Below are 20,110 nucleotides of genomic sequence, written 5' to 3' on the forward strand. Positions count from 1 at the left end.
TACACCTTTTGTCGCCAGATCCTACGCCGTACGGCGATCCGGAGCCGGTCGTTGCCGTCAGTTTGGTATCATGCGCCGCTTTTACGGTTAACCACCGCCCGTCCTGTCGACGGGCGGGCTGCAAAAGGCGGTATTAGATGACGGCTTTGTTGACTCGCCGCAAGGTGCTTGCGGGAATGGGCGTACTCGGGCTCGGCCTGCTCGCCGGCTGCGACACCCGCGGCGAACTGTCGTACAAGTACGGCAAAGATCTGAGCGACAAGATCCTGGGACGCACTTTCAAGCTGAAGAACACCGACGGCGAAACCATGTCGCTGTCGAGCTTTCGCGGCATGATGCCGATGATCTTCTTCGGCTTCACTCAATGCCCGGCGGTCTGCCCCACCACCCTCGCCCGCGCGGCGAAAATCAAGAAACTGATGGGCAAGGACGGCGATCGCTTGCAGGTGATCTTCATCACCCTCGACCCCGAACGTGACACGCCAGAAATCCTCGACGCCTACATGAAAGCCTTCGACCCGAGCTTCGTCGCGCTGTACGGCACCGTTGAAGAAACCAAGGCCACGGCCAAGGAATTCGACGTGTTCTACGAGAAAGTCCCGGCCGGCGACACCTACACCATCTCGCACACGTCGACCAGTTACGTCTACGACTCCCGTGGCGGCCTGCGCCTGGGCCTGTCCACCTCGCTTTCGGCAGAAGAATGCACGGAAGACTTGCTTACCGTTATGGAGGTTTGCTGATGCACCCTGTTCTGAACAACATCAAACGTGCTGCGATTGCCCTGTCGCTGATGGGCCTGGCGTTTCAGGCCTCCGCGCAGACCAAAGTCGACGATGCCTGGGTTCGCGCCACCGTGCCGACCCAGACCGCCAGCGGCGCGTTCATGACCGTTACCGCCGACAGCGACAGCAAGCTGCTCAGCGTCGCCACACCGATCGCCAAAGACGTGCAGATCCACGAAATGACCATGAAGAATGACGTCATGAGCATGGGCCCGGTGAAGTTCGTCGAACTGCCGGCCGGCAAAGCCGTAAAGCTTGATCCGAACGGCTACCACGTGATGCTGATGGGCCTGAGCGCGCAGCTGAAAGAAGGCGAAACCGTGCCGCTGACCCTGACCGTCGAGAACGCCAAGGGCGAGAAAGAAACCCTCGAGGTCAAAGCACCGGTTCGCTCGCTGACCAACATGGAAGGTCACGATCACAGCAAAATGCACTGATCTGACTGACTGAAACACCTGCGGGGCGGCCTGATCAACGATCATGCCGTCCCGTTTTTTTTGAGCTAATGGAAAGCGTGCTTTACATCGGCAAATTCTTCGGCGAGGATGTAAAGGGTCTTTTACATAGGAAGTGAATAATGAACCGCTACTACCTCGAAATGGGCGCCGCATCGGTTCTCTACGTGCTGGTGTTGAGCCTTTCCCTGATCGCCAGCCAATCCCTGCTGGACGCCAACATTTTTCTGCGATCCTTGGTGGCCCTGACCCCGATCATTCCGGCAGGTCTGATGTGCTGGGCCATCGTGCGCAACATGCGGCGCATGGATGAAATGCATCTGCGCATCCAGTTTGAAGCCCTCGGTTTTGCCTTCGCCGCCTCGGCACTGCTGACCTTCAGTTACGGGTTTCTGGAAAACGTCGGCGCGCCGCACATTCCGTGGACATGCGTGTGGCCGGTGATGGGGCTGATGTGGATTGTTGGGCTGCAGATTGCGCGGCGTCGTTACCAATGAAAAACCGTCTGAAGGCACTGCGCGCCGAGCGCAAGTGGTCGCAGGTTGATCTGGCAGAACGCTTGAACGTGTCGCGGCAGACCATCAATGCGATCGAAAACGAACGCTACGATCCGAGTTTGCCGCTGGCATTCCAGATTGCCCGCGCATTCGAAATGCCCATAGAAAGCATCTTCAACGACGGTGAAGCCTGACCCGATCCCCCTGTAGGAGCTGCGGCACGCTGCGATCTCTTGATTTTGATTTTCAAGAAGCAGGATCAAAAGATCGCAGCGTGCCGCAGCTCCTACAGGGTTTGATGTCAGTGGGCGATGCACACGGATTTTAGTTCGGTGTAGGCCTCGATCACCGTTCTGCCAAACTCGCGCCCCATCCCCGATTGCTTGACCCCGCCAAACGGCATCGCCGGATCCAGCAGCACATGCGCATTCACCCACACCGTGCCCGCTTCGATACGCGGCACCAGGTTCATCGCCTTGCTCAAATCGTTCGTCCACAAACTCGCGGCCAAACCATACGGATTGTCATTGGCCAACTCGATCATCGCGTCTTCATCATCAAACGCAATCACCGCCAACACCGGGCCGAACACTTCTTCACGGGCCACGGCCATGCTGTGATCGACATCCGCCAGCACCGTCGGCTGCACGTAGAAACCCTCGCCTTCCAGCAGCTCACCGCCACACACCACCCGCGCGCCTTCACGCTTGGCCAGTTCGATGTGCTTGAGCACGCTCTGTTGCTGCTTGCGTGACACCAGCGGATTAATCGCTGCCTCGCAGTTCATCCCCGCGCCAATCGACATGGCCGAAACCACTGCCGCGAGACCTTCGACAAACTGGTCGTGAATCGAACGATGCATATAGAAGCGCGACGCCGCCGCGCACACCTGACCGTTGTTCAGCAAGCCACCGAGAATCGCGCCTTGAATGGCTTTTTCAACATCGGCATCCGCCAGCAGAATCATCGGGTTCTTGCCGCCCAGTTCCAGCGCAAAACGGGTCATGTTGGCCATGCACGCGACACCAACGGTTTTGCCCACCGCCGTCGAACCGGTGAACGACACCTTGCTCACCAGTGGATGCGCCGTCAGCGCGCCGCCGACCGAAGCGCCGCCGCCCGTGACCACGTTGAACACGCCTGCCGGAATACCTGCCTCCAGTGCCAGTTCAGCCAGACGCATCGCGGTCAGCGGGGTTTCCATCGCCGGTTTGATCAGCACCGTGCAACCGGTGGCCAGCGCCGGCATTAACTTCCACGCGGCGATCATCAATGGAAAATTCCACGGCACGATGCCGACCACCACACCCACCGGTTCGCGTTTGGTGAACGTGGTGAATTTTGTTCCCGGCGGCAGCGGAATCGACACGTCGAAGGTCTGCCCTTCGATCTTGGTCGCCCAGCCCGACATATAGCGCATGAATTCCACCGTGGCGTTGACGTCCAGCGCGCGGGCCATGTTGATCGACTTGCCCTGGCTGAGGGTTTCCAGTTGCGCCAGCTCTTCGCCGTGCTCCTCGACCAGGCGGGTGAAATTCAGCAGGATGCGCTCGCGATCGGCCGGGCGCAGCCCCGACCACACGCCAGACTTGAACGCCGCGTGCGAAGACTGCACCGCGCGCTCGACCAATTCGGCGGGCGCATCGAGGGTTTCGCACAAGGTCTGGCCGGTGGCCGGATCGACCACGGCAATCGTCGGCCCGTCAGCGAATTGCCACTGGCCATCGATAAAGCAGCCATGTCGACGATCAATGAACGCCGCGACTTGCGACAGCATTGCAACGTTGCTCATAAAGCCTCCTTGGATTTGAGGAAACACACCACGGCCTCACGGTCATCTTTCGAGGCCAGGCCCATGTAGGGCATGTAGGTGCCGGGCACGTAGGCCTGGGGTTGGGTGATCAGTTCGGCGATGGTCTCGGCCTGCCAGGTGACGTCTTTGTTGCGCATCGCCTGGGAATAGCTGAAGCCTGCCAGCGAGCCGGATTTGCGCCCGATCACGCCGTTAAGGTTGGGACCCATCATGCCGGTGACGTCTTTTTTAACCGCGTGGCAGACGCCGCATTCGGTGTTGAAAATTTGTGCGCCGTGGGATGAATCCGCCGCGCAATCGGCGGCGACAGCGGCTTGGGCGAGTGTCAGAGAAAACAACGAAGCACAGGCGAATTTGAGCAGGGACATAGAAGACACATCCAAAAAAACAGTGAATACACACCAATCCCTGTAGGAGCCGAGCTTGCTCGCGAAGACGTCAGCACATTCAGAACAGGGGTTGCCTGACACACCGCTTTCGCGAGCAAGCTCAGCTCCTACAGGGATTGGTGGCGACGGGAGCTGATGGGAATTGTCTGGCCTGCCGCCAAAGCAGGTTTTGCCCTGCCTGCCAGTCGTGTTGGCAAGGCTGCCAATTGCGACTGGCACAGACACACAAGCACTTGGCAGACACAGCAATTCCCCGGTTTCGCCGCAGAGGCAGAATCCACTGGCACCCACTTTTCAGGGCACCAGTCAGGGAGTCCCCCTTCAATGCGAACCAACCGGATCACCGTACCGTCAGCGCTGGGCTTGAGCCTGCTGATGCTCGGCTTGAACAGCGCCCATGCCGATCTGCCGCCCGACACCATCGGCCAGACCACGCTGGCGTTCCCGCCCGAAGCGCACCGCGCTTATGTGGTCGACGTCGAATTCGAAAGTTTCGTGATGGGCCGCGTCACCGTGGTCGATCCCGACAAGAAGAAAATCCTCGGCATGGTGCCGACCGGTTTTGCCGCGCCATCGGCTCTGAGCCACGACCGCAAAACCCTGTACAGCGCCGACTTGTTCTACTCGCGCGGCACTCGCGGCACCCGCACCGACGTGCTCACCGCGTGGGACACCTCGACGCTGTCGCCCTCGTGGGAAGTGGTGATTCCAAGCAAACGCGCCGAATCCCTGACCCAGCGCTACGGCCTGAAACCGAGCGGCGATGACCGCTTCGTGTACGTCTACAACTTCACCCCATCGACTTCGGTGACCGTGGTCGACACCCAGTCCCACGCGGTCAGCAGCGAAATCGCCATCCCCGGTTGCGTGCTCAATTACCCGGTTGGCAACCGCCGTTTCGCCTCGTTGTGCGGCGACGGCAGCCTGCAAGTGGTCACCCTCAATGATCAGGGCCAGGAAACCGCGCGCAGCCGCACGCCGTTCTTCGACCCGAACGCCGAGAAGCTCAACGAGCGCGCGGTCAACGTCGGCGACACCTACTACTTCGTCACCACCACCGGCACTGTGCGCCCGGTCGATTTCGCCAGCGACGCGCCGAAGATTCTGCCGGCGTGGTCGCTGGTCAATGACGCCGAAAAGAAAACCGGTTGGGCCCCCGGCGGCTGGCAGTTGATGGCGGTCGCACCGAAGCTCGATCGCCTGTACGTGCTGATGCATGACGCCCACGAAGCAATGAAGTGGGAAGACCCGAGCACGCTGATCTGGGCCTTCGATATCAAGACCGGCAAGAAGGTTGCGACCCTCGAAGCACCGACACCGGTCTGGAGCCTGCAAGCCACCGGCGACGACAAACCGTTGCTGCTCGGCGCTGACGTCGAGGGCGGTTTGCAGGTCTTCGATCTGAGCACCAACAAGCTTCAATCGAGCATGCCGAAAGTCGCGAAAACCGCGACGCAAGTCATGAGCTACTGAGGAGGTTCAGTCATGACCCTTGACCCGATTTTCATCATCGCCAGTGCGCTGGCCGTCGCCGTGCTGCTGGCCAGCGCGGCGACGCACAAGCTGCGTGCACCGGGGCGGTTTGCCCGGCAACTGGCGGACTATCAGTTGCTGCCTGAAGCGTTGGTGCGGCCGATTGGCCGAGTGATTCCGCTGCTGGAGTTGCTCATCGCGTTTGCGTTGCTGGTGCCATTCAGCCGCGCGATCGCAGCGGTCAGCGCAGCGGTGTTGATCGCGCTGTACGCCGCGGCTATCGGCATCAACCTGTGGCGCGGTCACCGCGACATCGACTGCGGCTGTGCCGGGCCGGATCAAGCACAGCCACTGCGCCCGGTGCTGCTGGCGCGCAACGCGGTATTAGTGGCTTTGGCGTTACTGGCGAGCACCACACCGATCGTTCGCGACCTGGGTTTGTTCGACGGTTTTGTCACCGTCGCCGCCAGTGCTGTTGCGCTGCTGATCTACGCCGCCGCCGACGGTTTGTTGGCCAACTCCCCTCTTCTGCTCAAATTGATTGGTAGGTGATTTATGCAAGGTCTGATGATTTCCAACGTGCTGTTGTGGGTGCTGCTGATTGCGCTGGCGTTCGCGGTGATGGGCCTGGTGCGGCAGATCGGCGTGCTGCACGGACGCATTGCTCCGGCCGGTGCGCTGATGGTCGATAAGGGTGTGGCGGTCAACGAAGCGGCGCCGCAAGTGACCGCTGCTGATCGTCATGGTCGTCCGGTCAATTTTGGTTATGCCGGGGAAAAGAACCAGTTGCTGTTCTTCCTCTCGCCGACCTGCCCGATCTGCAAATCGCTGCTGCCGGCGATCAAATCCATCGCCAAGCAACAAGCTGATCGCCTCGACGTGGTGTTTATCAGCGACGGCGACATGGACGCCCAACAAGCGCTGATCCGCGAACACAAACTCGATGACATGACCTACGTGGTCGGCCCGGAAGTCGGCATGACCTACCAGATCGGCAAGCTGCCGTACGCGGCGCTGATCGACAAATCCGGCACCTTGCGTGCCAAAGGTCTGGTCAATTCCCGTGAGCATCTCGACAGCCTGTTCGAGGTCGAACACCTGCACAGCGCCACGCTGCAGGAATACCTCAACAGCCAGCCGCAGCCGCATGACCACGGTCACGGCCATAGCCACAGCCACTGAGCAGGGAGACATTTATGAAACTGCTGGATCTGCTCTTTGAGCGCTCGACCCGCCGCGTGGCCGACACCACATCGCGACGCAAATTGCTGGCGCGCATGGGCTCGCTGATGGTCGCCGGCGCCGCACTGCCGCTGCTGTTGCCGCTGGATCGCACCAGCAAGGCGCTGGCGGCGGACAATCCCAAGGCCGGCGATCCCGGTGATCCGAACAGCTGCGACTACTGGCGCTACTGCTCGATCGACGGCTTTCTGTGCAGTTGCTGCGGCGGCTCGGTGACCTCGTGCCCACCCGGCACCGAAGCCTCGCAAGTGACCTGGATCGGCACCTGCCGCAACCCGGCGGACGGCAAGGATTACATCATTTCGTACAACGATTGCTGCGGTAAGCAGAGCTGCGCGCAGTGCGCCTGTACGCGCAACGACAGCGAAGAACCGGCGTATCGACCGTTCAACAACAACGACGTGAACTGGTGCCTGGCGGCGAAATCGCACATCTACCACTGCACGGTTTCGATTATTCGCGGCGTCGCCGTCTGACTTGATCACCAAAAACCCCTGTAGGAGCTGCCGCAGGCTGCGATCTTTTGACTTTTCTTTTCAAGATCAAGATCAAAAGATCGCAGCCTTCGGCAGCTCCTACAGGGTTTGTGTGAATTTTGAGGATGTTGTTATGCGTCATTTGTTCGTGATGGGGCTGGCTTTGGTGTTGGCCGCACCAGCGGTTTACGCCCGGGCCATTCCCAACCCCAATCAGCGGCATGCGCCGGGTAACGAATCGCCGCAAACGCCCATCGCCCAGGCGGGTTACAGCGTCGGCGTGAATTACCAATTGCAATGCGCCGGCTGCCACTTGCCCGACGGTAGCGGCTCAGCCGCCAACGACACGCCGCGCCTGACCGGTTTCGTCGGTAACTTCCTGAAGGTACCCGGTGGCCGGGAGTTTCTGGTGCGCGTGCCGGGCATGTCGCAATCAGCGCTGAACAACGCGCAACTGGCCGACCTGCTCAACTGGCTGATTCGCGAGGACGGCATGGCCGGTAAAAGCACACCCGCTCACTATCAGCCGTACAGCGCTGACGAGATAGCGCAGTTGCGCCACGAAACCATGCTCAACCTGCCGGGCACCCGCGCGGAGCTGATCAAGGCCATGCGCGCGCAAGGCATCGCCATCGACGACGGCATGCACTACTGAGCCTCAGGCGTGCTGCCTGCGGTACTCCCCCGGCGCAATGCCGAAACGTGATTCGAATGCCGTGGAAAAATGGCTCGAATCGGAAAAGCCCCAGGAATAACCGAACACCGAGAGCTTCTGCTCAGCCCCGGCTTGGCGCAGCGATTCGGCACACAAATCCAGTCGCCGATTCTTGATGTAGCGCGCCACCACTAAACCCTTTTTTGCAAAGATCCGGTACAGCCCGCGCACCGACATGCCGACTTCCCGCGCCAGCCACTCCGGACAGAGTTCTTCACAGCGAATGTGCTCGTCGATGCACGCCAAGGTCTTCTGAAAGATCCGTTCATGCAGATCGCTGCAATCTTCGCTGTGGCTGATCGCCGGGCGCAGCAGGCTGACAATCGCCTCCAGCGTCGCTTCGCTTTCGCTCAGGCTGAGGTTCTTCTGCCGCGTCGCGTCGAGAATCAAATGGTGCGAGAGCATGGCCATCGGCGAACTCGCCGGGATGCGGTGGCCGCACTTGACCTGATTGAAGCGCAAGGTCTTCTCGACCAGATGCGTCGGCAGGATCAGCGACAGTTGCCGCGAGTTCTCGTGGTAGGTGAAATCGCTCGGGCGCGAGGCGTCGATCAGGGTGATGTCGCCCGCCGAGAGCAAGGCTTTGTTGTCGCCCTGGGCCATGCCCGCCGAGCCTTCGAGCTGGAACACGGCAAAATATTTACCGCCCTCGCCGGCAGCGATTTCTGTTGGCGTGCGATACAGGCGCGCCTGGCAGGCGTCGACAAAACTCAGTTTGAGCGCACCGCTTTGGTACTCGCGAATGCGCCCGGAGAAATCGGCGCCGAGGGTTTGCGCGTTGAAGGCGCCACAGATCTGGTTGATCTGATGGATCCATTGATCGAAGCCGTCACGGCGTTGTGCAGTTGAAGAAATCATGTCTGGCCTCACGCAGGCTTGTTTTTATTATCTACGTCAATCCAAGCGTTCTTCCTGAACAGTGCGGCTCCCTCGTTGTGGCGCTTATTTCAAGCCGCCAAAACGTCGATAGAAACTCTCGCCGACATCCGGCAACGGCCCGTCAGCGGTTTCCAGCGCAGTGTTCAGCCACTCTTCGGCCTTGGCGTAGATCAATCGGTAAATGTTGCGGCAAAGCTGGCGGGCGGCACGGCCTTCCCAATCGCCGGGGAGCAATTCGTCAGGCAGTTGCGGGTCGCGCAGCAGCAGTTTGCGGTATTCATGAATAAGCAGAAGACGTGCCATGAAGCAGTCGGCCGGCAGCAGGTTTTCCTGCTCGCGCAGTGCTTGCCAGAGCGGTCGGAACAATTGGATGAACTCGCTGTAATGCGCCGCCAGTTCCTCGATGTTCCAGCTCTCGCGCACCTGTGCACGCAGGGCTTTGGAGGCCAATACGTCTTGCGCGGTGGTTTCGAAAACGATGGTGTCTTCGAGCGCGCCGAGGTCTTGCAGGGTCGCGTTGACGTCGGCGCGATCACTGCGCGGGCACGCCAGCACGGCCGGCGAAATCGCACCAAAACCTTGCCACTCGAGTTCTTCGCGCACTTGCTTGCGCTTGTCCTGGCTCAATTGCGTGAGCATCGCCAGGCACCACGAACCGTCCCACGCCGGCACGGTTGAACTGTACACGCGCTTGAAGGCCTTATCGAAGCGCCGGCGCCCGGTGCCGGTGAGGCTGTAGTAGCTGCGGCGGCCGACTTTTTCGGCGGTCAGCCAGCCTTCTTTGGTCAGGCGAAAAATCGAAGTACGGATCAGCCGTTCGTTGATGCCGATCGGTTCGAGCAACTGGATCAGACTGCCCAGCCACACCGTGCCGCCGTGGGGTTCGATGGCATCCCCGTACAGCGTAATGATCAAGGAACTGGCGCGGATGGGCGTCTGCTCCTGGAAACGGGTGATGAGGTGGTTCAAAGGTGTCAGCGATGACATGGGCGTACCGGACAATGAAAAAGGAAGGAATATACCGAATCAAAACCTTTATGAGTGAACCCTGTGGCGAGGGGATTTATCCCCGATGGACTGCGCAGCAGTCCCGGCTTTTGGGGCCGCTTCGCAGCCCGTCGGGGATAAATCCCCTCACCACAAAGTCCTGCAACCACACAAAGACCTGATCTCACTGGGATTGAGATGCTTTTGGGCGCAAGCCGCTGTCGCTTATCCGCGGCCGATCCGCTTCAGGTTCGCTCAGCGGTTCGCACACCTGCATCTGCGTGAGGCAGCGCTGGGCCAACGCCTGGTACTCGCGAGTGCCGGCCTGTTTCCACGCCACTTCCTGATCACTCAATACGCGCTTGATACTCGCCGGTGCGCCCATCACCAATGACTGTTCCGGGCATTCAAAACCCGCTTTGACGAACGCCGCCGCCGAGACAAACGAGCGTGCGCCAATTCGTGCGTTATCCATCACCACCGCATTCATCCCGACCAGCGCGTCAGCGCCGATCCGGCAACCGTGCAACACCGCGCCGTGGCCGATATGGCCATTGCGCTCGACCACCGTGTCGCTGTCGGGAAAGCCGTGCATCACGCAGGTGTCCTGCAAGTTAGCGCCCTCTTCCAGCACGATGCGGCCGAAGTCGCCGCGCAAACTGGCCAGCGGCCCGACATAACAATGCGGGCCAATGATCACGTCGCCGATCAACACCGCTGACGGATGCACATAGGCCGAAGGGTCAACCACCGGGGTCAGTCCATCAAGGCTGTAACAGGTCATCGCAGGCTCCTTTGGTGGACGTTGTGCGGTGAGATACGCAAAGCGATGCGTAAACAGGCTTGATTTGTATCACATCATTTCGATGCAGTGAAGAGAGAAAAGCGTATCGCTTTTGTCGAACACCGTTCATCGACAATCTCGATCCCTTAAAACCTACCAATATTTGAGTTATTTCAATCAGTTATTCAACTCCAACCAAGAACCAACGAGCTGTAGCAAATTCCACAACCTTCCATTTAAGACACGTTAATCACATTTCAATCTTGCATTTACGTATCACGTTAAGCCTATACTCCGGCAAAACCGACGCCTGACGTCGAACCAACAACAAGCCGGCATTAGCCGAGCGTGCTCCGTGAGGGCCTTTGCCATGCCTCAAACCCTGGCCGTTGAACAGCTGCAAGCTGTGCGCCTGATCACCCTGCAACGTCCGCAGGCCTTGAATGCCCTCAACACCGAACTGCTCGGCGAACTCGCCGCTGCACTGAGCGCCGCCGAAGCCGACCCCGAGACCCGCGCCGTGGTGCTGACCGGCAGCCGCAAAGCCTTCGCTGCCGGCGCCGACATCAAGGAAATGGCCGAGCGCGATCTGGTCGGCATCCTCAATGACCCGCGCCAAGCCTCGTGGCAAACCATCACCCGCTTCAGCAAGCCGCTGATCGCCGCCGTCAACGGCTTCGCCCTCGGCGGCGGCTGCGAATTGGCGATGCACGCCGACATCCTGATTGCCGGTGAAGACGCGCGTTTCGGTCAGCCGGAAATCAACCTCGGGATCATGCCCGGCGCCGGTGGCACCCAGCGATTGCTGCGTGCCGTGGGTAAATCCCTGGCGATGCAAATGGTGCTCACCGGCGAAGCCATCGACGCCCGCCATGCCCTGCGCGCCGGCCTGGTCAGCGAAATCACCCAGCCGGAATTCACCGTCGAACGCGCCCTGCAGATCGCCCACGCCATCGCCGCGAAAGCGCCATTGGCCGTGCGTCTGGCCAAGGAAGCGCTGCTCAAGGCGATGGACACCGATTTGGCCAGCGGCCTGCGTTTCGAGCGCCACGCCTTCACCTTGCTGGCCGGCACCGCCGACCGCGATGAAGGCATCCGCGCCTTTCAAGACAAGCGTGCGCCGCAGTTTCGCGGCCAGTAATCGAATCGAACGATCTCCCGGAGAGCCTTGCCCATGAACTTCGAACACATCCTGTTTTCCATCGAGGCCGGCGTCGCCCTGCTCAGCCTCAACCGGCCCGAGCAACTGAACAGCTTCAACACCGCCATGCACCTGGAGGTCAAGGAAGCGCTGAAGCAGGTGCGGCAGAACCCGGAAGTGCGCGTGCTGCTGCTGACCGGTGAAGGTCGCGGCTTCTGCGCCGGTCAAGATCTCAGCGACCGCAATGTCGCGCCAGGCACTGAAGCGCCGGATCTCGGCGTGTCGATCGAAACCTTCTACAACCCGTTGATCCGCCAGTTACGCGATCTGCCAATGCCGGTGATTTGCGCGGTCAACGGCGTCGCTGCCGGGGCCGGGGCGAACATTCCGCTGGCCTGCGATCTGGTGCTGGCGGCGCGTTCGGCGAGCTTCATTCAAGCGTTCTGCAAAATCGGCCTGATCCCGGATTCCGGCGGCACCTGGACGTTGCCGCGACTGGTTGGCATGGCCCGCGCCAAAGCCTTGGCCTTGCTCGGCAACCGTTTGAGCGCCGAACAGGCTGAGCAATGGGGGCTGATCTATCGCTGCGTTGACGATGCGCAATTGCGCGACGAAGCGCTGACCCTCGCCCGCCACTTGGCCACACAACCGACTTACGGTCTGGCGCTGATCAAACGCAGCCTCAACGCCAGCCTCAGCAACACCTTCGATGAACAGCTTGAGCTGGAGCGCGACCTGCAACGGCTGGCCGGGCGCAGCGAGGATTACCGCGAAGGCGTCAGCGCCTTCATGGACAAACGCACCCCAGCGTTCAAGGGTCGCTGAACATGAGCGCACTCGACCGCAACGCAAAAATCGCCGTGATCGGTGCCGGCGCCATGGGCGCCGGCATTGCGCAAGTCGCGGCGCAAGCCGGGCATTCGGTGTTGCTGCTGGATAATCGTCCGGGCGCCGCCGCGCAAGCCATCGACGGTATCGACCGCCAACTCGGCAAACGCGTGGAGAAAGGCAAACTCGCGGCGGATGAGCGCGGCGCCATCGTCGCTCGCTTGCACGCGGTAGAAGCCATCGAAACGCTGGCCGACTGCACGTTGATCATCGAAGCGATTGTCGAAAACCTTGAAGTCAAACGCGGGTTGTTCAAACAGCTGGAAAGTCTTTGCGGCGACGACTGCATTCTCGCCAGCAACACTTCTTCACTGTCGATTACCAGCATTGCTGCAGGGCTGCAACGCCCGGAACGTCTGCTCGGGCTGCACTTCTTCAACCCGGCGCCGGTGATGCCACTGGTGGAAATCGTTTCCGGCCTGGCCAGCGATCCCGCCCTCGCCCAGACCTTGTTCGACACCGCCAAAGCCTGGGGCAAGCAACCGGTGCACACCCGTTCGACGCCGGGTTTCATCGTCAATCGCGTGGCCCGGCCGTTCTACGCCGAAAGCCTGCGCCTGCTACAAGAAGGCGCAGCCGATTGCGCGACGCTCGACGCGCTGATGCGTGAGGCTGGCGGCTTCGCTATGGGCGCCTTCGAACTCACTGATCTGATCGGCCACGATGTGAATTACGCAGTGACCTGTTCGGTGTTCGACGCCTATTACGGCGACAGCCGTTTTCAGCCGTCGCTGATCCAGAAAGAACTGGTCGACGCCGGGCGTTTCGGCCGCAAAAGCGGTCGTGGTTTTTACGATTACAGCGAAGGTGCGCAACGTCCGCAGCCGCAACAGATCAGCAGCGATGCGAGCTTCGATAGCTGCGTGGTCGAAGGCGATCTCGGCGTCCTCAACGATTTGCTGCCACGCCTGAAAACCAGCGTGATCAAGCGCGATGGCAAAGGCCTGTTAAGGGTCGGCGACGCGGTATTGGCCCTGAGCGACGGGCGCATGGCCAGCCAACGCGCGAAGGAAGATGGCCTGCGCAATCTGATCCTGATCGACCTGGCTTTCGATTACGCCAGCGCCAAACGCATCGCCATCAGTTGCTCGGCGGACATCAGCACTAACGCCCGCGAACAAGGCATCGCCCTGCTGCAAAGCGCCGGACTGCAGGTCAGCCTGCTCAGCGACACACCGGGCCTGGCCGTGCTGCGCACCGTTGCCATGCTCGCCAACGAAGCCGCCGACACCGTGCTGCACGACGTTGCCTCGGCGGCGGACATCGATCTGGCCATGCGCGCCGGGGTCAATTATCCGCAAGGCCCATTGGCCTGGGCCGAGCGCATCGGCCTGGCGCAGATCACCCAAGTCCTCGACCACCTGCAAGCCAGTTACGGCGAAGAACGCTATCGGCCATCGCTGCTGTTGCGCCGCAAAGTCGCCGAAGGGAGCACATTCCATGACCAGCCTTGAAGCCATGAGCCTCGCCAGCCGTTGCGCGCAAACCATGTTTGACCGCGATGCCGCCACCCAAGGCTTGGGCATCCGCCTGATCAGCGCCGCGCCCGGCAGCTGTACCTTGGGCATGGGCGTGCGCGCCGACATGATTCAGGGCCACGGCACCTGTCACGGCGGTTTCCTCTTCGCCCTCGCCGACTCGGCGTTTGCCTTTGCCTGCAACAGTTACAACGACGCCACCGTGGCTATCGGTTGCAGCATCGATTACATCGCGCCCGCGCAGTTGGGCGACACGCTCACCGCACGCTGCACCGAGCAATCGCGCTCGGGCCGCACTGGCAACTACGACGTGCGCATTGAAAACCAGCAGGGCCAGTTGATCGCCCTGTTCCACGGCAAATCCTACAAAGTGCGCGGCACCGTGCTGACGCCGGAGACTCCCCATGAATGACGCTCTGATCATCGACGCCGTGCGCACCCCGATCGGCCGCTACGCCGGAGCCTTGAGCAGCGTGCGCGCCGACGACCTCGGCGCCGTGCCGCTGCGTGAACTGTTGCGCCGCCACCCGCAAGTCGACTGGAGCCAGGTCGACGACGTGATCTACGGCTGCGCCAATCAGGCCGGTGAAGACAACCGCAACGTCGCGCGCATGTCGGCGCTGTTGGCCGGGCTGCCGGTCAGCGTGCCGGGCACCACGCTCAACCGCTTGTGCGGCTCGGGACTGGATGCGATCGGCACTGCCGCACGGGCGATTCGCAGCGGTGAGGCCGGGCTGATGCTGGTCGGCGGCGTCGAATCGATGTCGCGGGCGCCGCTGGTGATGGGCAAGGCTGAAACGGCGTTTTCCCGTTCCTCAGAGATGCACGACACCACCATCGGCTGGCGTTTCGTCAATCCGCTGATGAAGAAAACCTTCGGCATTGATTCGATGCCCGAGACCGCAGAAAACGTCGCCGCACAGTTCAACATTTCCCGCGCCGACCAGGACGCCTTCGCCCTGCGCAGCCAGCAACGCGCCTCGGCCGCGCAGGCCAGCGGACGCTTGGCGAAAGAAATTGTTGCCGTGGAAATCCCCCAGCGCAAAGGCCCGGCCAAAGTCGTCGAGCATGACGAACACCCGCGCGCCGACACCACGCTGGAGCAACTGCAGAAACTCGGCACACCCTTCCGCGAGGGCGGCAGCATCACCGCCGGCAATGCTTCGGGCGTGAATGACGGCGCCTGCGCCTTGCTGCTGGCCAATGCGCAAACCGCACAGCGTTACGGTTTGAAGGCTCGCGGCCGGGTCGTGGCGATGGCCACCGCTGGCGTCGAGCCACGGATCATGGGCATCGGCCCGGTGCCGGCCACGCGCAAGGTGCTGGAACTGGCCAACCTCAGCCTCGCCGACATGGACGTCATCGAACTCAACGAAGCCTTCGCCGCGCAAGGCCTGGCGGTGCTGCGTGAACTCGGTCTCGGCGATGACGACCCACGCGTCAACCCGAACGGCGGCGCCATTGCCCTCGGCCATCCGCTGGGGATGAGCGGCGCGCGACTGGTCACCACCGCCCTGCAGGAATTGGAAGAGCGTCAGGGCCGCTATGCGCTGTGCACCATGTGCATCGGTGTCGGTCAAGGCATCGCGCTGGTGATCGAGCGTTTATCCGACTAAAGAACCGCGATTCCCGAGGTGCCGACAGGTATCCTTGGGGCATGCACTCAGAGCCCTGCGCCACCGGGGCGGAAACACAAAAATAATTCGAGTGAAGTCATGAACATGCCAATTGCCCAAGCCGTGCTCAACCCAGAACTGGATCCGCTGGAAACCGCCAGCGTCGACCAGTTGCGTCAGCATCAACTCGAGCGCCTGCGCTGGAGCCTCAACCACGCCTACAACAATGTGCCGCTGTACCGTCAACGCTTCGATGCGCTGGGTGTGCACCCGGACGACATTCGCTCGCTGGACGATCTGGCGAAATTTCCGTTCACCACCAAATCCGACCTGCGCGACAACTACCCCTACGGCATGTTTGCCGTGCCAATGCATGACGTCGTGCGCCTGCACGCGTCCAGCGGCACCACCGGCAAACCGACCGTGGTCGGTTACACGCAGAACGACATCGACACCTGGGCCAACATCGTTGCCCGTTCGATTCGTGCCGGCGGCGGCCGCCGCGGTGACAAGGTGCACATCTCTTACGGTTACGGCCTGTTTACCGGCGGCCTCGGCGCGCATTACGGTGCCGAACGCCTCGGTTGCACAGTGATCCCGATGTCCGGCGGCCAGACCGAAAAACAAGTGCAGCTGATCAAGGATTTCCAGCCCGACATCATCATGGTCACGCCGTCGTACATGCTCAACATCGCCGACGAGATCGAACGTCAGGGCATCGACCCGCACAAACTGGCCCTGCGCCTGGGCATCTTCGGCGCCGAGCCGTGGACTGCCGAACTGCGCAGCGCCATCGAGGCACGCTTGGGCATCACTGCGCTCGACATCTATGGCTTGTCGGAAATCATGGGCCCGGGCGTGGCCATGGAATGCGCGGAAAGCCGTGACGGCCCAACGATCTGGGAAGACCATTTCTACCCGGAAATCATCGACCCGATCACCGGCGAAGTGCTGCCGGACGGACAGATGGGCGAACTGGTGTTCACCTCGCTGAGCAAAGAAGCCCTGCCGATGATCCGCTACCGCACCCGCGACCTTACTCGCCTGCTGCCGGGCACCGCACGCCCGATGCGCCGTATCGACAAGATCACCGGCCGCAGCGACGACATGCTGATCATCCGTGGCGTCAACGTGTTCCCGACCCAGGTCGAAGAGCAGGTGCTGAAAGTCAAACAGCTGTCGGAGTCATACGAGATTCACCTGTATCGCAACGGCAATCTCGACAGCGTCGATGTCCACGTCGAGCTGAAGGCCGAGCATCAAGGCTTGAGTGATGAACAGCAGAAAGCCCTGTGCGGCGAGCTGAGCAAGCACATCAAAACCTACATCGGTATCAGTTCACGGGTGCTGCTGCAGCCGCCGTTTTCGATCAAACGCTCGGAAGGCAAGGCTTGCCATGTGATCGACAAACGCGTGAAAGCTTAAAAGCAATAACAGCGGCGAAGGTGCAAGGCCTTCGCTGCTCGCTGCAATCCCTCCCTCCCCCTGCAAAACCACGGCGATGCTCTGCCGAGCATCGCCGTGCGCGTTTTTCCGCTTTGCAAATGCGGGGCACCGCTCACCATTCATCCGAAGCGATACAGAAAAAACATACGACACGTTATTTTGTGTTTGATATTAATTTCCGTATCACTTATAAAGTTATCCATGCCCTCGAACATGCCTTCGAAAAACCTGAGGCAGGAGAACAATAATGTACGCACAGCTTGTAGAAACCGGCGTCAAACGCATCAAAGACCTTTCGGAGATGTCCGAAGAGGAACGCGCCTTCCAGGAAAAAATCGATTCAGAAATCAAGATCGAAGCGAAGAACTGGATGCCCGATGCGTATCGCCAGACGCTGATCCGGCAGATCTCCCAGCACGCCCACTCCGAAATCGTCGGCATGCTTCCGGAAGGCAACTGGGTGACTCGCGCACCGTCACTCAAGCGCAAATTGCAATTGATGGCGAAGATTCAGGACGAGGCTGGCCACGGGCTGTACCTCTACAGCGCGATGGAAACCCTCGGCGCCGACCGCGATGAAGAGATCGCCAAGCTGCACAGCGGCAAAGCCAAGTATTCGAGCATCTTCAATTACCCGACGCTGAACTGGGCCGACATGGGCGCGGTGGGCTGGCTGGTCGACGGCGCCGCGATCGTCAATCAGGTGGTGCTGCAGCGCACTTCGTACGGCCCTTACTCGCGGGCCATGGTGCGCATCTGCAAGGAAGAGAGTTTCCATCAGCGCCAGGGCTACGAAATTCTCCTGACCATGATGCGTCACGGCACTCAGGCGCAAAAAGACATGGTGCAGGACGCGATCAATCGCCTGTGGTGGCCGTCGCTGATGATGTTCGGCCCGAGCGATGAGCACTCGCCGAACAGTGCGCAATCGATGGCCTGGAAGATCAAACGCCAGAGCAATGACGAACTGCGCCAGCGCTTTATCGACCAGACCATCCCGCAGCTCGAACTGCTCGGCTGCACCTGCCCCGATCCTGACTTGAAGTGGAACGCCGAGCGCGGCCACTACGACTTTGGCGAAATCCAGTGGAACGAGTTCTACGAAGTGCTCAAGGGCAACGGCCCGTGCAATCAGGAACGCGTCGCCACCCGCCGCAAAGCCATTGAAGACGGCGCCTGGGTACGCGAAGCCGCCGTCGCTCATGCCCGTAAAAAAAACAACAAAAACGCCGCCTGACCCAAGGCACGACTATCCACCTGTAGGAGCTGCCGAAGGCTGCGATCTTTTGATCCTGGTCTTTTGATCTTTAGCGGTTTCGATGCCGCCAAAAGATCAAAAGATCGCAGGCTGCGCCAGCTCCTACAGGAGCCCGCAATCCCATGTAGGAGCTGCCGGAGGCTGCGATCTTTTGATCTTCGCCCCGACCAGTTCCAAAGCACTGATGTGGAGTGAATGACATGTCCCAATGGACCCTTTTCGAAGTTTTCGTGCGCAGCAAGCACGGCCTCAATCACAAACACGTCGGCAGCGTGCATGCCGCCGACACCACCATGGCCATCGAAAACGCCCGCGAGCTCTACACCCGTCGCAGCGAGGGTGTGAGCCTGTGGGTGGTGCCTTCGGCGCTGATCACCGCCTCGTCGCCGGATGAAAAGGATCCGCTGTTCGATCCGGCTGACGACAAAGTTTATCGCCACGCCAGTTTCTACGAACTGCCGGCCGAAGTCGGGCACATGTGAGGTCGACCATGAACGATAAAACCGATCTGATCGAATACCTGCTGCGCCTCGGTGACAGCGCCCTGATTCAGGGCCAGCGTCTGTGCCAATGGTGCGGCAAGGCGCCGGCGCTGGAAGAAGAACTGGCGCTGATGAACGTCGGCCTCGACCTCGTCGGCCAGGCGCGGCACTGGCTGGAATACGCTGCCGAGTTGCTGGATGACGGCCGCGATGCCGATGATCTGGCCTTCCGCCGCGACGAGCGCGCCTACCGCAATCTGCTGCTGGTCGAGCAACCGAATGGCGATTACGCCGTGACCATGCTCAAGCAATTCCTCTACGACGCCTGGCACCTGCCGGTGTTGCAGGGCCTGAGCCAGTCGAGCGACGAACGCATTGCCGGGATCGCCGCCAAAGCGGTCAAGGAAGTCACCTATCACCTGCGCCGCTCCGGCGAGTGGATCGAACGCTTGGGCGACGGCACCGAAGAAAGCCATCGGCGCATGCTCGCGGCGATTCCGGAAGTCTGGCGTTTTACCGTCGAACTGATCGCCGCTGACGACAGCGAACAACGTCTGTGCGCGGCCGGTATTTCCCCGGACATCGCCAGCGTCGCTGCGCAATGGCAAGCCACGGTTAACGAGGTATTCGCCCGCGCCACCCTGCCCGTCCCGGCAGCGCCGAGCTACTTCTATCTGAATGCCCGTCGCGGTCTGCACAGCGAACACCTGGGCATTTTGCTCGCAGAAATGCAGTTCCTGCCCCGAGCGTATCCCGATGCAACCTGGTGAGTTGATCACCAGCGATCGCGGCGCCCGGCCGGCGCTGCTCGGTGATCTGGACAAGGCCTGGGCGACCCTCGCCGAAGTCATGGATCCGGAGGTGCCGGTGGTCAGCGTGGTCGATCTGGGCATCGTCCGCGATCTCGACTGGCAGGCCGGGCATCTGCACGTGGTGGTCACGCCGACCTACTCCGGTTGCCCGGCCACCGAAGTGATCGAGGATGACATCCGCACCGCGCTGGAACAGGCCGGATTCAATGCGCCGAAACTGGAGCGCAAATTGACCCCGGCATGGTCGACCGACTGGATCACCGCCGATGGCCGCGAACGCCTGCGCGCTTACGGCATCGCCCCGCCCGATGGCAGCGCAAGCAAACGCACGCTGCTCGGCGAGAGCCCGACGGTGCTCTGCCCGCAGTGCGGCAGCGCCCACACCGAAGTGCTCAGCGAGTTCGGTTCGACCGCGTGTAAAGCCTTGTACCGCTGCTGCGATTGCCGCGAGCCCTTCGACTATTTCAAGTGCATCTGAACGGCACAGCGCCGTG

General features: G+C 61.0%; 24 protein-coding genes. 19 read left to right on the top strand and 5 right to left on the bottom strand.

What is annotated here, in order from left to right; all coding sequences use genetic code 11:
• Positions 1-137 precede the first annotated feature (137 nt).
• The 4 genes from ACIP66_RS04780 to ACIP66_RS04795 all read left to right on the top strand — a co-directional run bounded on the left by ACIP66_RS04780 (position 138) and on the right by ACIP66_RS04795 (position 1,931).
• Positions 138-743 (top strand): SCO family protein, encoded by a 606-nt coding sequence (locus tag ACIP66_RS04780; protein WP_053119469.1) that lies wholly within the window; start codon positions 138-140, stop codon positions 741-743.
• Positions 743-1,222: a copper chaperone PCu(A)C gene (locus ACIP66_RS04785; protein WP_159814508.1), complete on the top strand. Its 480-nt coding sequence runs from the start codon at positions 743-745 to the stop codon at positions 1,220-1,222. The genes ACIP66_RS04780 and ACIP66_RS04785 overlap by 1 nt, the downstream gene beginning before the upstream one ends.
• A 140-nt stretch (positions 1,223-1,362) precedes the next feature.
• Positions 1,363-1,737 (top strand): hypothetical protein, encoded by a 375-nt coding sequence (locus tag ACIP66_RS04790; RefSeq protein ID WP_400645900.1) that lies wholly within the window; start codon positions 1,363-1,365, stop codon positions 1,735-1,737.
• On the top strand, positions 1,734-1,931 hold the full coding sequence (locus ACIP66_RS04795) for a helix-turn-helix transcriptional regulator (RefSeq protein WP_053119463.1): 198 nt from the start codon (positions 1,734-1,736) through the stop codon (positions 1,929-1,931). The genes ACIP66_RS04790 and ACIP66_RS04795 overlap by 4 nt, the downstream gene beginning before the upstream one ends.
• Positions 1,932-2,038: 107 nt before the next feature.
• Here the strand turns inward: ACIP66_RS04795 and ACIP66_RS04800 are convergent, their stop codons facing one another.
• Entirely contained in the window at positions 2,039-3,529 is a 1,491-nt protein-coding gene (locus tag ACIP66_RS04800) for an aldehyde dehydrogenase family protein (protein WP_400645903.1), read from the bottom strand.
• Entirely contained in the window at positions 3,526-3,918 is a 393-nt protein-coding gene (locus ACIP66_RS04805) for a c-type cytochrome (protein WP_400645906.1), read from the bottom strand. The genes ACIP66_RS04800 and ACIP66_RS04805 overlap by 4 nt, the downstream gene beginning before the upstream one ends.
• A gap of 345 nt (positions 3,919-4,263) precedes the next feature.
• On the opposite strand from ACIP66_RS04805, the gene ACIP66_RS04810 reads away from it, so the two are divergent.
• From ACIP66_RS04810 to ACIP66_RS04830, 5 genes are all read left to right on the top strand, one after another.
• Entirely contained in the window at positions 4,264-5,412 is a 1,149-nt protein-coding gene (locus ACIP66_RS04810; RefSeq protein WP_400645909.1) for an amine dehydrogenase large subunit, read from the top strand.
• Positions 5,413-5,424: 12 nt separating this feature from the next.
• Positions 5,425-5,964, top strand: coding sequence for a MauE/DoxX family redox-associated membrane protein (locus ACIP66_RS04815; protein ID WP_400645912.1), 540 nt, complete (start codon positions 5,425-5,427; stop codon positions 5,962-5,964).
• A 3-nt stretch (positions 5,965-5,967) separates the two neighbouring features.
• The gene (gene mauD, locus ACIP66_RS04820) at positions 5,968-6,594 is read left to right on the top strand and encodes a methylamine dehydrogenase accessory protein MauD (protein WP_053119452.1); all 627 of its coding nucleotides are present in this window, start codon (positions 5,968-5,970) and stop codon (positions 6,592-6,594) included.
• A gap of 14 nt (positions 6,595-6,608) precedes the next feature.
• Positions 6,609-7,130 carry a methylamine dehydrogenase light chain gene (locus tag ACIP66_RS04825; RefSeq protein WP_008079640.1) on the top strand — a complete coding sequence of 174 codons (522 nt, stop codon included), beginning with the start codon at positions 6,609-6,611 and terminating at the stop codon, positions 7,128-7,130.
• A gap of 133 nt (positions 7,131-7,263) precedes the next feature.
• Complete coding sequence (locus ACIP66_RS04830) at positions 7,264-7,785, top strand: cytochrome C (RefSeq protein WP_282357852.1); 522 nt, start codon at positions 7,264-7,266, stop codon at positions 7,783-7,785.
• Between the two features lie 3 nt (positions 7,786-7,788).
• On the opposite strand, the gene feaR is transcribed toward ACIP66_RS04830, so the two are convergent.
• The 3 genes from feaR to paaY form a co-directional block, all read right to left on the bottom strand.
• Positions 7,789-8,703 carry a transcriptional regulator FeaR gene (gene feaR, locus ACIP66_RS04835; RefSeq protein ID WP_400645917.1) on the bottom strand — a complete coding sequence of 305 codons (915 nt, stop codon included), beginning with the start codon at positions 8,701-8,703 and terminating at the stop codon, positions 7,789-7,791.
• A gap of 84 nt (positions 8,704-8,787) precedes the next feature.
• On the bottom strand, positions 8,788-9,711 hold the full coding sequence (gene paaX / locus ACIP66_RS04840; protein WP_008079637.1) for a phenylacetic acid degradation operon negative regulatory protein PaaX: 924 nt from the start codon (positions 9,709-9,711) through the stop codon (positions 8,788-8,790).
• 184 nt (positions 9,712-9,895) lie between these two features.
• Complete coding sequence (paaY, locus tag ACIP66_RS04845; protein ID WP_212545869.1) at positions 9,896-10,495, bottom strand: phenylacetic acid degradation protein PaaY; 600 nt, start codon at positions 10,493-10,495, stop codon at positions 9,896-9,898.
• Positions 10,496-10,865: 370 nt separating this feature from the next.
• On the opposite strand from paaY, the gene paaF reads away from it, so the two are divergent.
• The 10 genes from paaF to paaD all read left to right on the top strand — a co-directional run bounded on the left by paaF (position 10,866) and on the right by paaD (position 20,094).
• The gene (gene paaF / locus ACIP66_RS04850; RefSeq protein ID WP_159815303.1) at positions 10,866-11,636 is read left to right on the top strand and encodes a 2,3-dehydroadipyl-CoA hydratase PaaF; all 771 of its coding nucleotides are present in this window, start codon (positions 10,866-10,868) and stop codon (positions 11,634-11,636) included.
• A gap of 33 nt (positions 11,637-11,669) precedes the next feature.
• Positions 11,670-12,461: a 2-(1,2-epoxy-1,2-dihydrophenyl)acetyl-CoA isomerase PaaG gene (gene paaG, locus ACIP66_RS04855; RefSeq protein WP_008079634.1), complete on the top strand. Its 792-nt coding sequence runs from the start codon at positions 11,670-11,672 to the stop codon at positions 12,459-12,461.
• 2 nt (positions 12,462-12,463) lie between these two features.
• Complete coding sequence (gene paaH, locus ACIP66_RS04860; RefSeq protein WP_400645923.1) at positions 12,464-13,978, top strand: 3-hydroxyacyl-CoA dehydrogenase PaaH; 1,515 nt, start codon at positions 12,464-12,466, stop codon at positions 13,976-13,978.
• Entirely contained in the window at positions 13,965-14,414 is a 450-nt protein-coding gene (gene paaI / locus ACIP66_RS04865) for a hydroxyphenylacetyl-CoA thioesterase PaaI (protein ID WP_053119433.1), read from the top strand. Before paaH ends, paaI begins: the two co-directional genes overlap by 14 nt.
• Positions 14,407-15,618, top strand: a complete 1,212-nt coding sequence (gene pcaF / locus ACIP66_RS04870; RefSeq protein WP_400645926.1) for a 3-oxoadipyl-CoA thiolase — start codon at positions 14,407-14,409, stop codon at positions 15,616-15,618. Before paaI ends, pcaF begins: the two co-directional genes overlap by 8 nt.
• A gap of 99 nt (positions 15,619-15,717) precedes the next feature.
• A complete protein-coding gene (gene paaK / locus ACIP66_RS04875) occupies positions 15,718-17,043 on the top strand; it encodes a phenylacetate--CoA ligase PaaK (protein ID WP_053119429.1) in 1,326 nt (441 codons plus the stop codon).
• Between the two features lie 268 nt (positions 17,044-17,311).
• Positions 17,312-18,301 carry a 1,2-phenylacetyl-CoA epoxidase subunit PaaA gene (gene paaA / locus ACIP66_RS04880; RefSeq protein WP_282357861.1) on the top strand — a complete coding sequence of 330 codons (990 nt, stop codon included), beginning with the start codon at positions 17,312-17,314 and terminating at the stop codon, positions 18,299-18,301.
• 221 nt (positions 18,302-18,522) lie between these two features.
• Positions 18,523-18,804, top strand: coding sequence for a 1,2-phenylacetyl-CoA epoxidase subunit PaaB (paaB, locus tag ACIP66_RS04885; protein ID WP_008079627.1), 282 nt, complete (start codon positions 18,523-18,525; stop codon positions 18,802-18,804).
• Between the two features lie 8 nt (positions 18,805-18,812).
• On the top strand, positions 18,813-19,574 hold the full coding sequence (paaC, locus tag ACIP66_RS04890; protein WP_400645930.1) for a 1,2-phenylacetyl-CoA epoxidase subunit PaaC: 762 nt from the start codon (positions 18,813-18,815) through the stop codon (positions 19,572-19,574).
• Positions 19,561-20,094, top strand: coding sequence for a 1,2-phenylacetyl-CoA epoxidase subunit PaaD (gene paaD / locus ACIP66_RS04895; RefSeq protein WP_159815308.1), 534 nt, complete (start codon positions 19,561-19,563; stop codon positions 20,092-20,094). Before paaC ends, paaD begins: the two co-directional genes overlap by 14 nt.
• The last annotated feature ends 16 nt before the right edge of the window (positions 20,095-20,110 follow it).

Source organism: Pseudomonas sp. NPDC088429 (assembly GCF_044753305.1).
Lineage (GTDB): Bacteria > Pseudomonadota > Gammaproteobacteria > Pseudomonadales > Pseudomonadaceae > Aquipseudomonas > Aquipseudomonas rustica.

Coding starts and splice junctions, on each gene's coding strand:
- pcaF (WP_400645926.1), top strand. CDS start 14,407: ATGAATGACGCTCTGATCATCGACGCCGTGCGCACCCCGATCGGCCGC.
- ACIP66_RS04795 (WP_053119463.1), top strand. CDS start 1,734: ATGAAAAACCGTCTGAAGGCACTGCGCGCCGAGCGCAAGTGGTCGCAG.
- ACIP66_RS04785 (WP_159814508.1), top strand. CDS start 743: ATGCACCCTGTTCTGAACAACATCAAACGTGCTGCGATTGCCCTGTCG.
- paaK (WP_053119429.1), top strand. CDS start 15,718: ATGAACATGCCAATTGCCCAAGCCGTGCTCAACCCAGAACTGGATCCG.
- paaI (WP_053119433.1), top strand. CDS start 13,965: ATGACCAGCCTTGAAGCCATGAGCCTCGCCAGCCGTTGCGCGCAAACC.
- paaY (WP_212545869.1), bottom strand. CDS start 10,495: ATGACCTGTTACAGCCTTGATGGACTGACCCCGGTGGTTGACCCTTCG.
- ACIP66_RS04800 (WP_400645903.1), bottom strand. CDS start 3,529: ATGAGCAACGTTGCAATGCTGTCGCAAGTCGCGGCGTTCATTGATCGT.
- mauD (WP_053119452.1), top strand. CDS start 5,968: ATGCAAGGTCTGATGATTTCCAACGTGCTGTTGTGGGTGCTGCTGATT.
- paaF (WP_159815303.1), top strand. CDS start 10,866: ATGCCTCAAACCCTGGCCGTTGAACAGCTGCAAGCTGTGCGCCTGATC.
- paaD (WP_159815308.1), top strand. CDS start 19,561: ATGCAACCTGGTGAGTTGATCACCAGCGATCGCGGCGCCCGGCCGGCG.
- ACIP66_RS04805 (WP_400645906.1), bottom strand. CDS start 3,918: ATGTCCCTGCTCAAATTCGCCTGTGCTTCGTTGTTTTCTCTGACACTC.
- ACIP66_RS04790 (WP_400645900.1), top strand. CDS start 1,363: ATGAACCGCTACTACCTCGAAATGGGCGCCGCATCGGTTCTCTACGTG.
- paaX (WP_008079637.1), bottom strand. CDS start 9,711: ATGTCATCGCTGACACCTTTGAACCACCTCATCACCCGTTTCCAGGAG.
- paaA (WP_282357861.1), top strand. CDS start 17,312: ATGTACGCACAGCTTGTAGAAACCGGCGTCAAACGCATCAAAGACCTT.
- ACIP66_RS04815 (WP_400645912.1), top strand. CDS start 5,425: ATGACCCTTGACCCGATTTTCATCATCGCCAGTGCGCTGGCCGTCGCC.
- ACIP66_RS04780 (WP_053119469.1), top strand. CDS start 138: ATGACGGCTTTGTTGACTCGCCGCAAGGTGCTTGCGGGAATGGGCGTA.
- paaB (WP_008079627.1), top strand. CDS start 18,523: ATGTCCCAATGGACCCTTTTCGAAGTTTTCGTGCGCAGCAAGCACGGC.
- paaC (WP_400645930.1), top strand. CDS start 18,813: ATGAACGATAAAACCGATCTGATCGAATACCTGCTGCGCCTCGGTGAC.
- feaR (WP_400645917.1), bottom strand. CDS start 8,703: ATGATTTCTTCAACTGCACAACGCCGTGACGGCTTCGATCAATGGATC.
- paaH (WP_400645923.1), top strand. CDS start 12,464: ATGAGCGCACTCGACCGCAACGCAAAAATCGCCGTGATCGGTGCCGGC.
- ACIP66_RS04810 (WP_400645909.1), top strand. CDS start 4,264: ATGCGAACCAACCGGATCACCGTACCGTCAGCGCTGGGCTTGAGCCTG.
- ACIP66_RS04830 (WP_282357852.1), top strand. CDS start 7,264: ATGCGTCATTTGTTCGTGATGGGGCTGGCTTTGGTGTTGGCCGCACCA.
- paaG (WP_008079634.1), top strand. CDS start 11,670: ATGAACTTCGAACACATCCTGTTTTCCATCGAGGCCGGCGTCGCCCTG.
- ACIP66_RS04825 (WP_008079640.1), top strand. CDS start 6,609: ATGAAACTGCTGGATCTGCTCTTTGAGCGCTCGACCCGCCGCGTGGCC.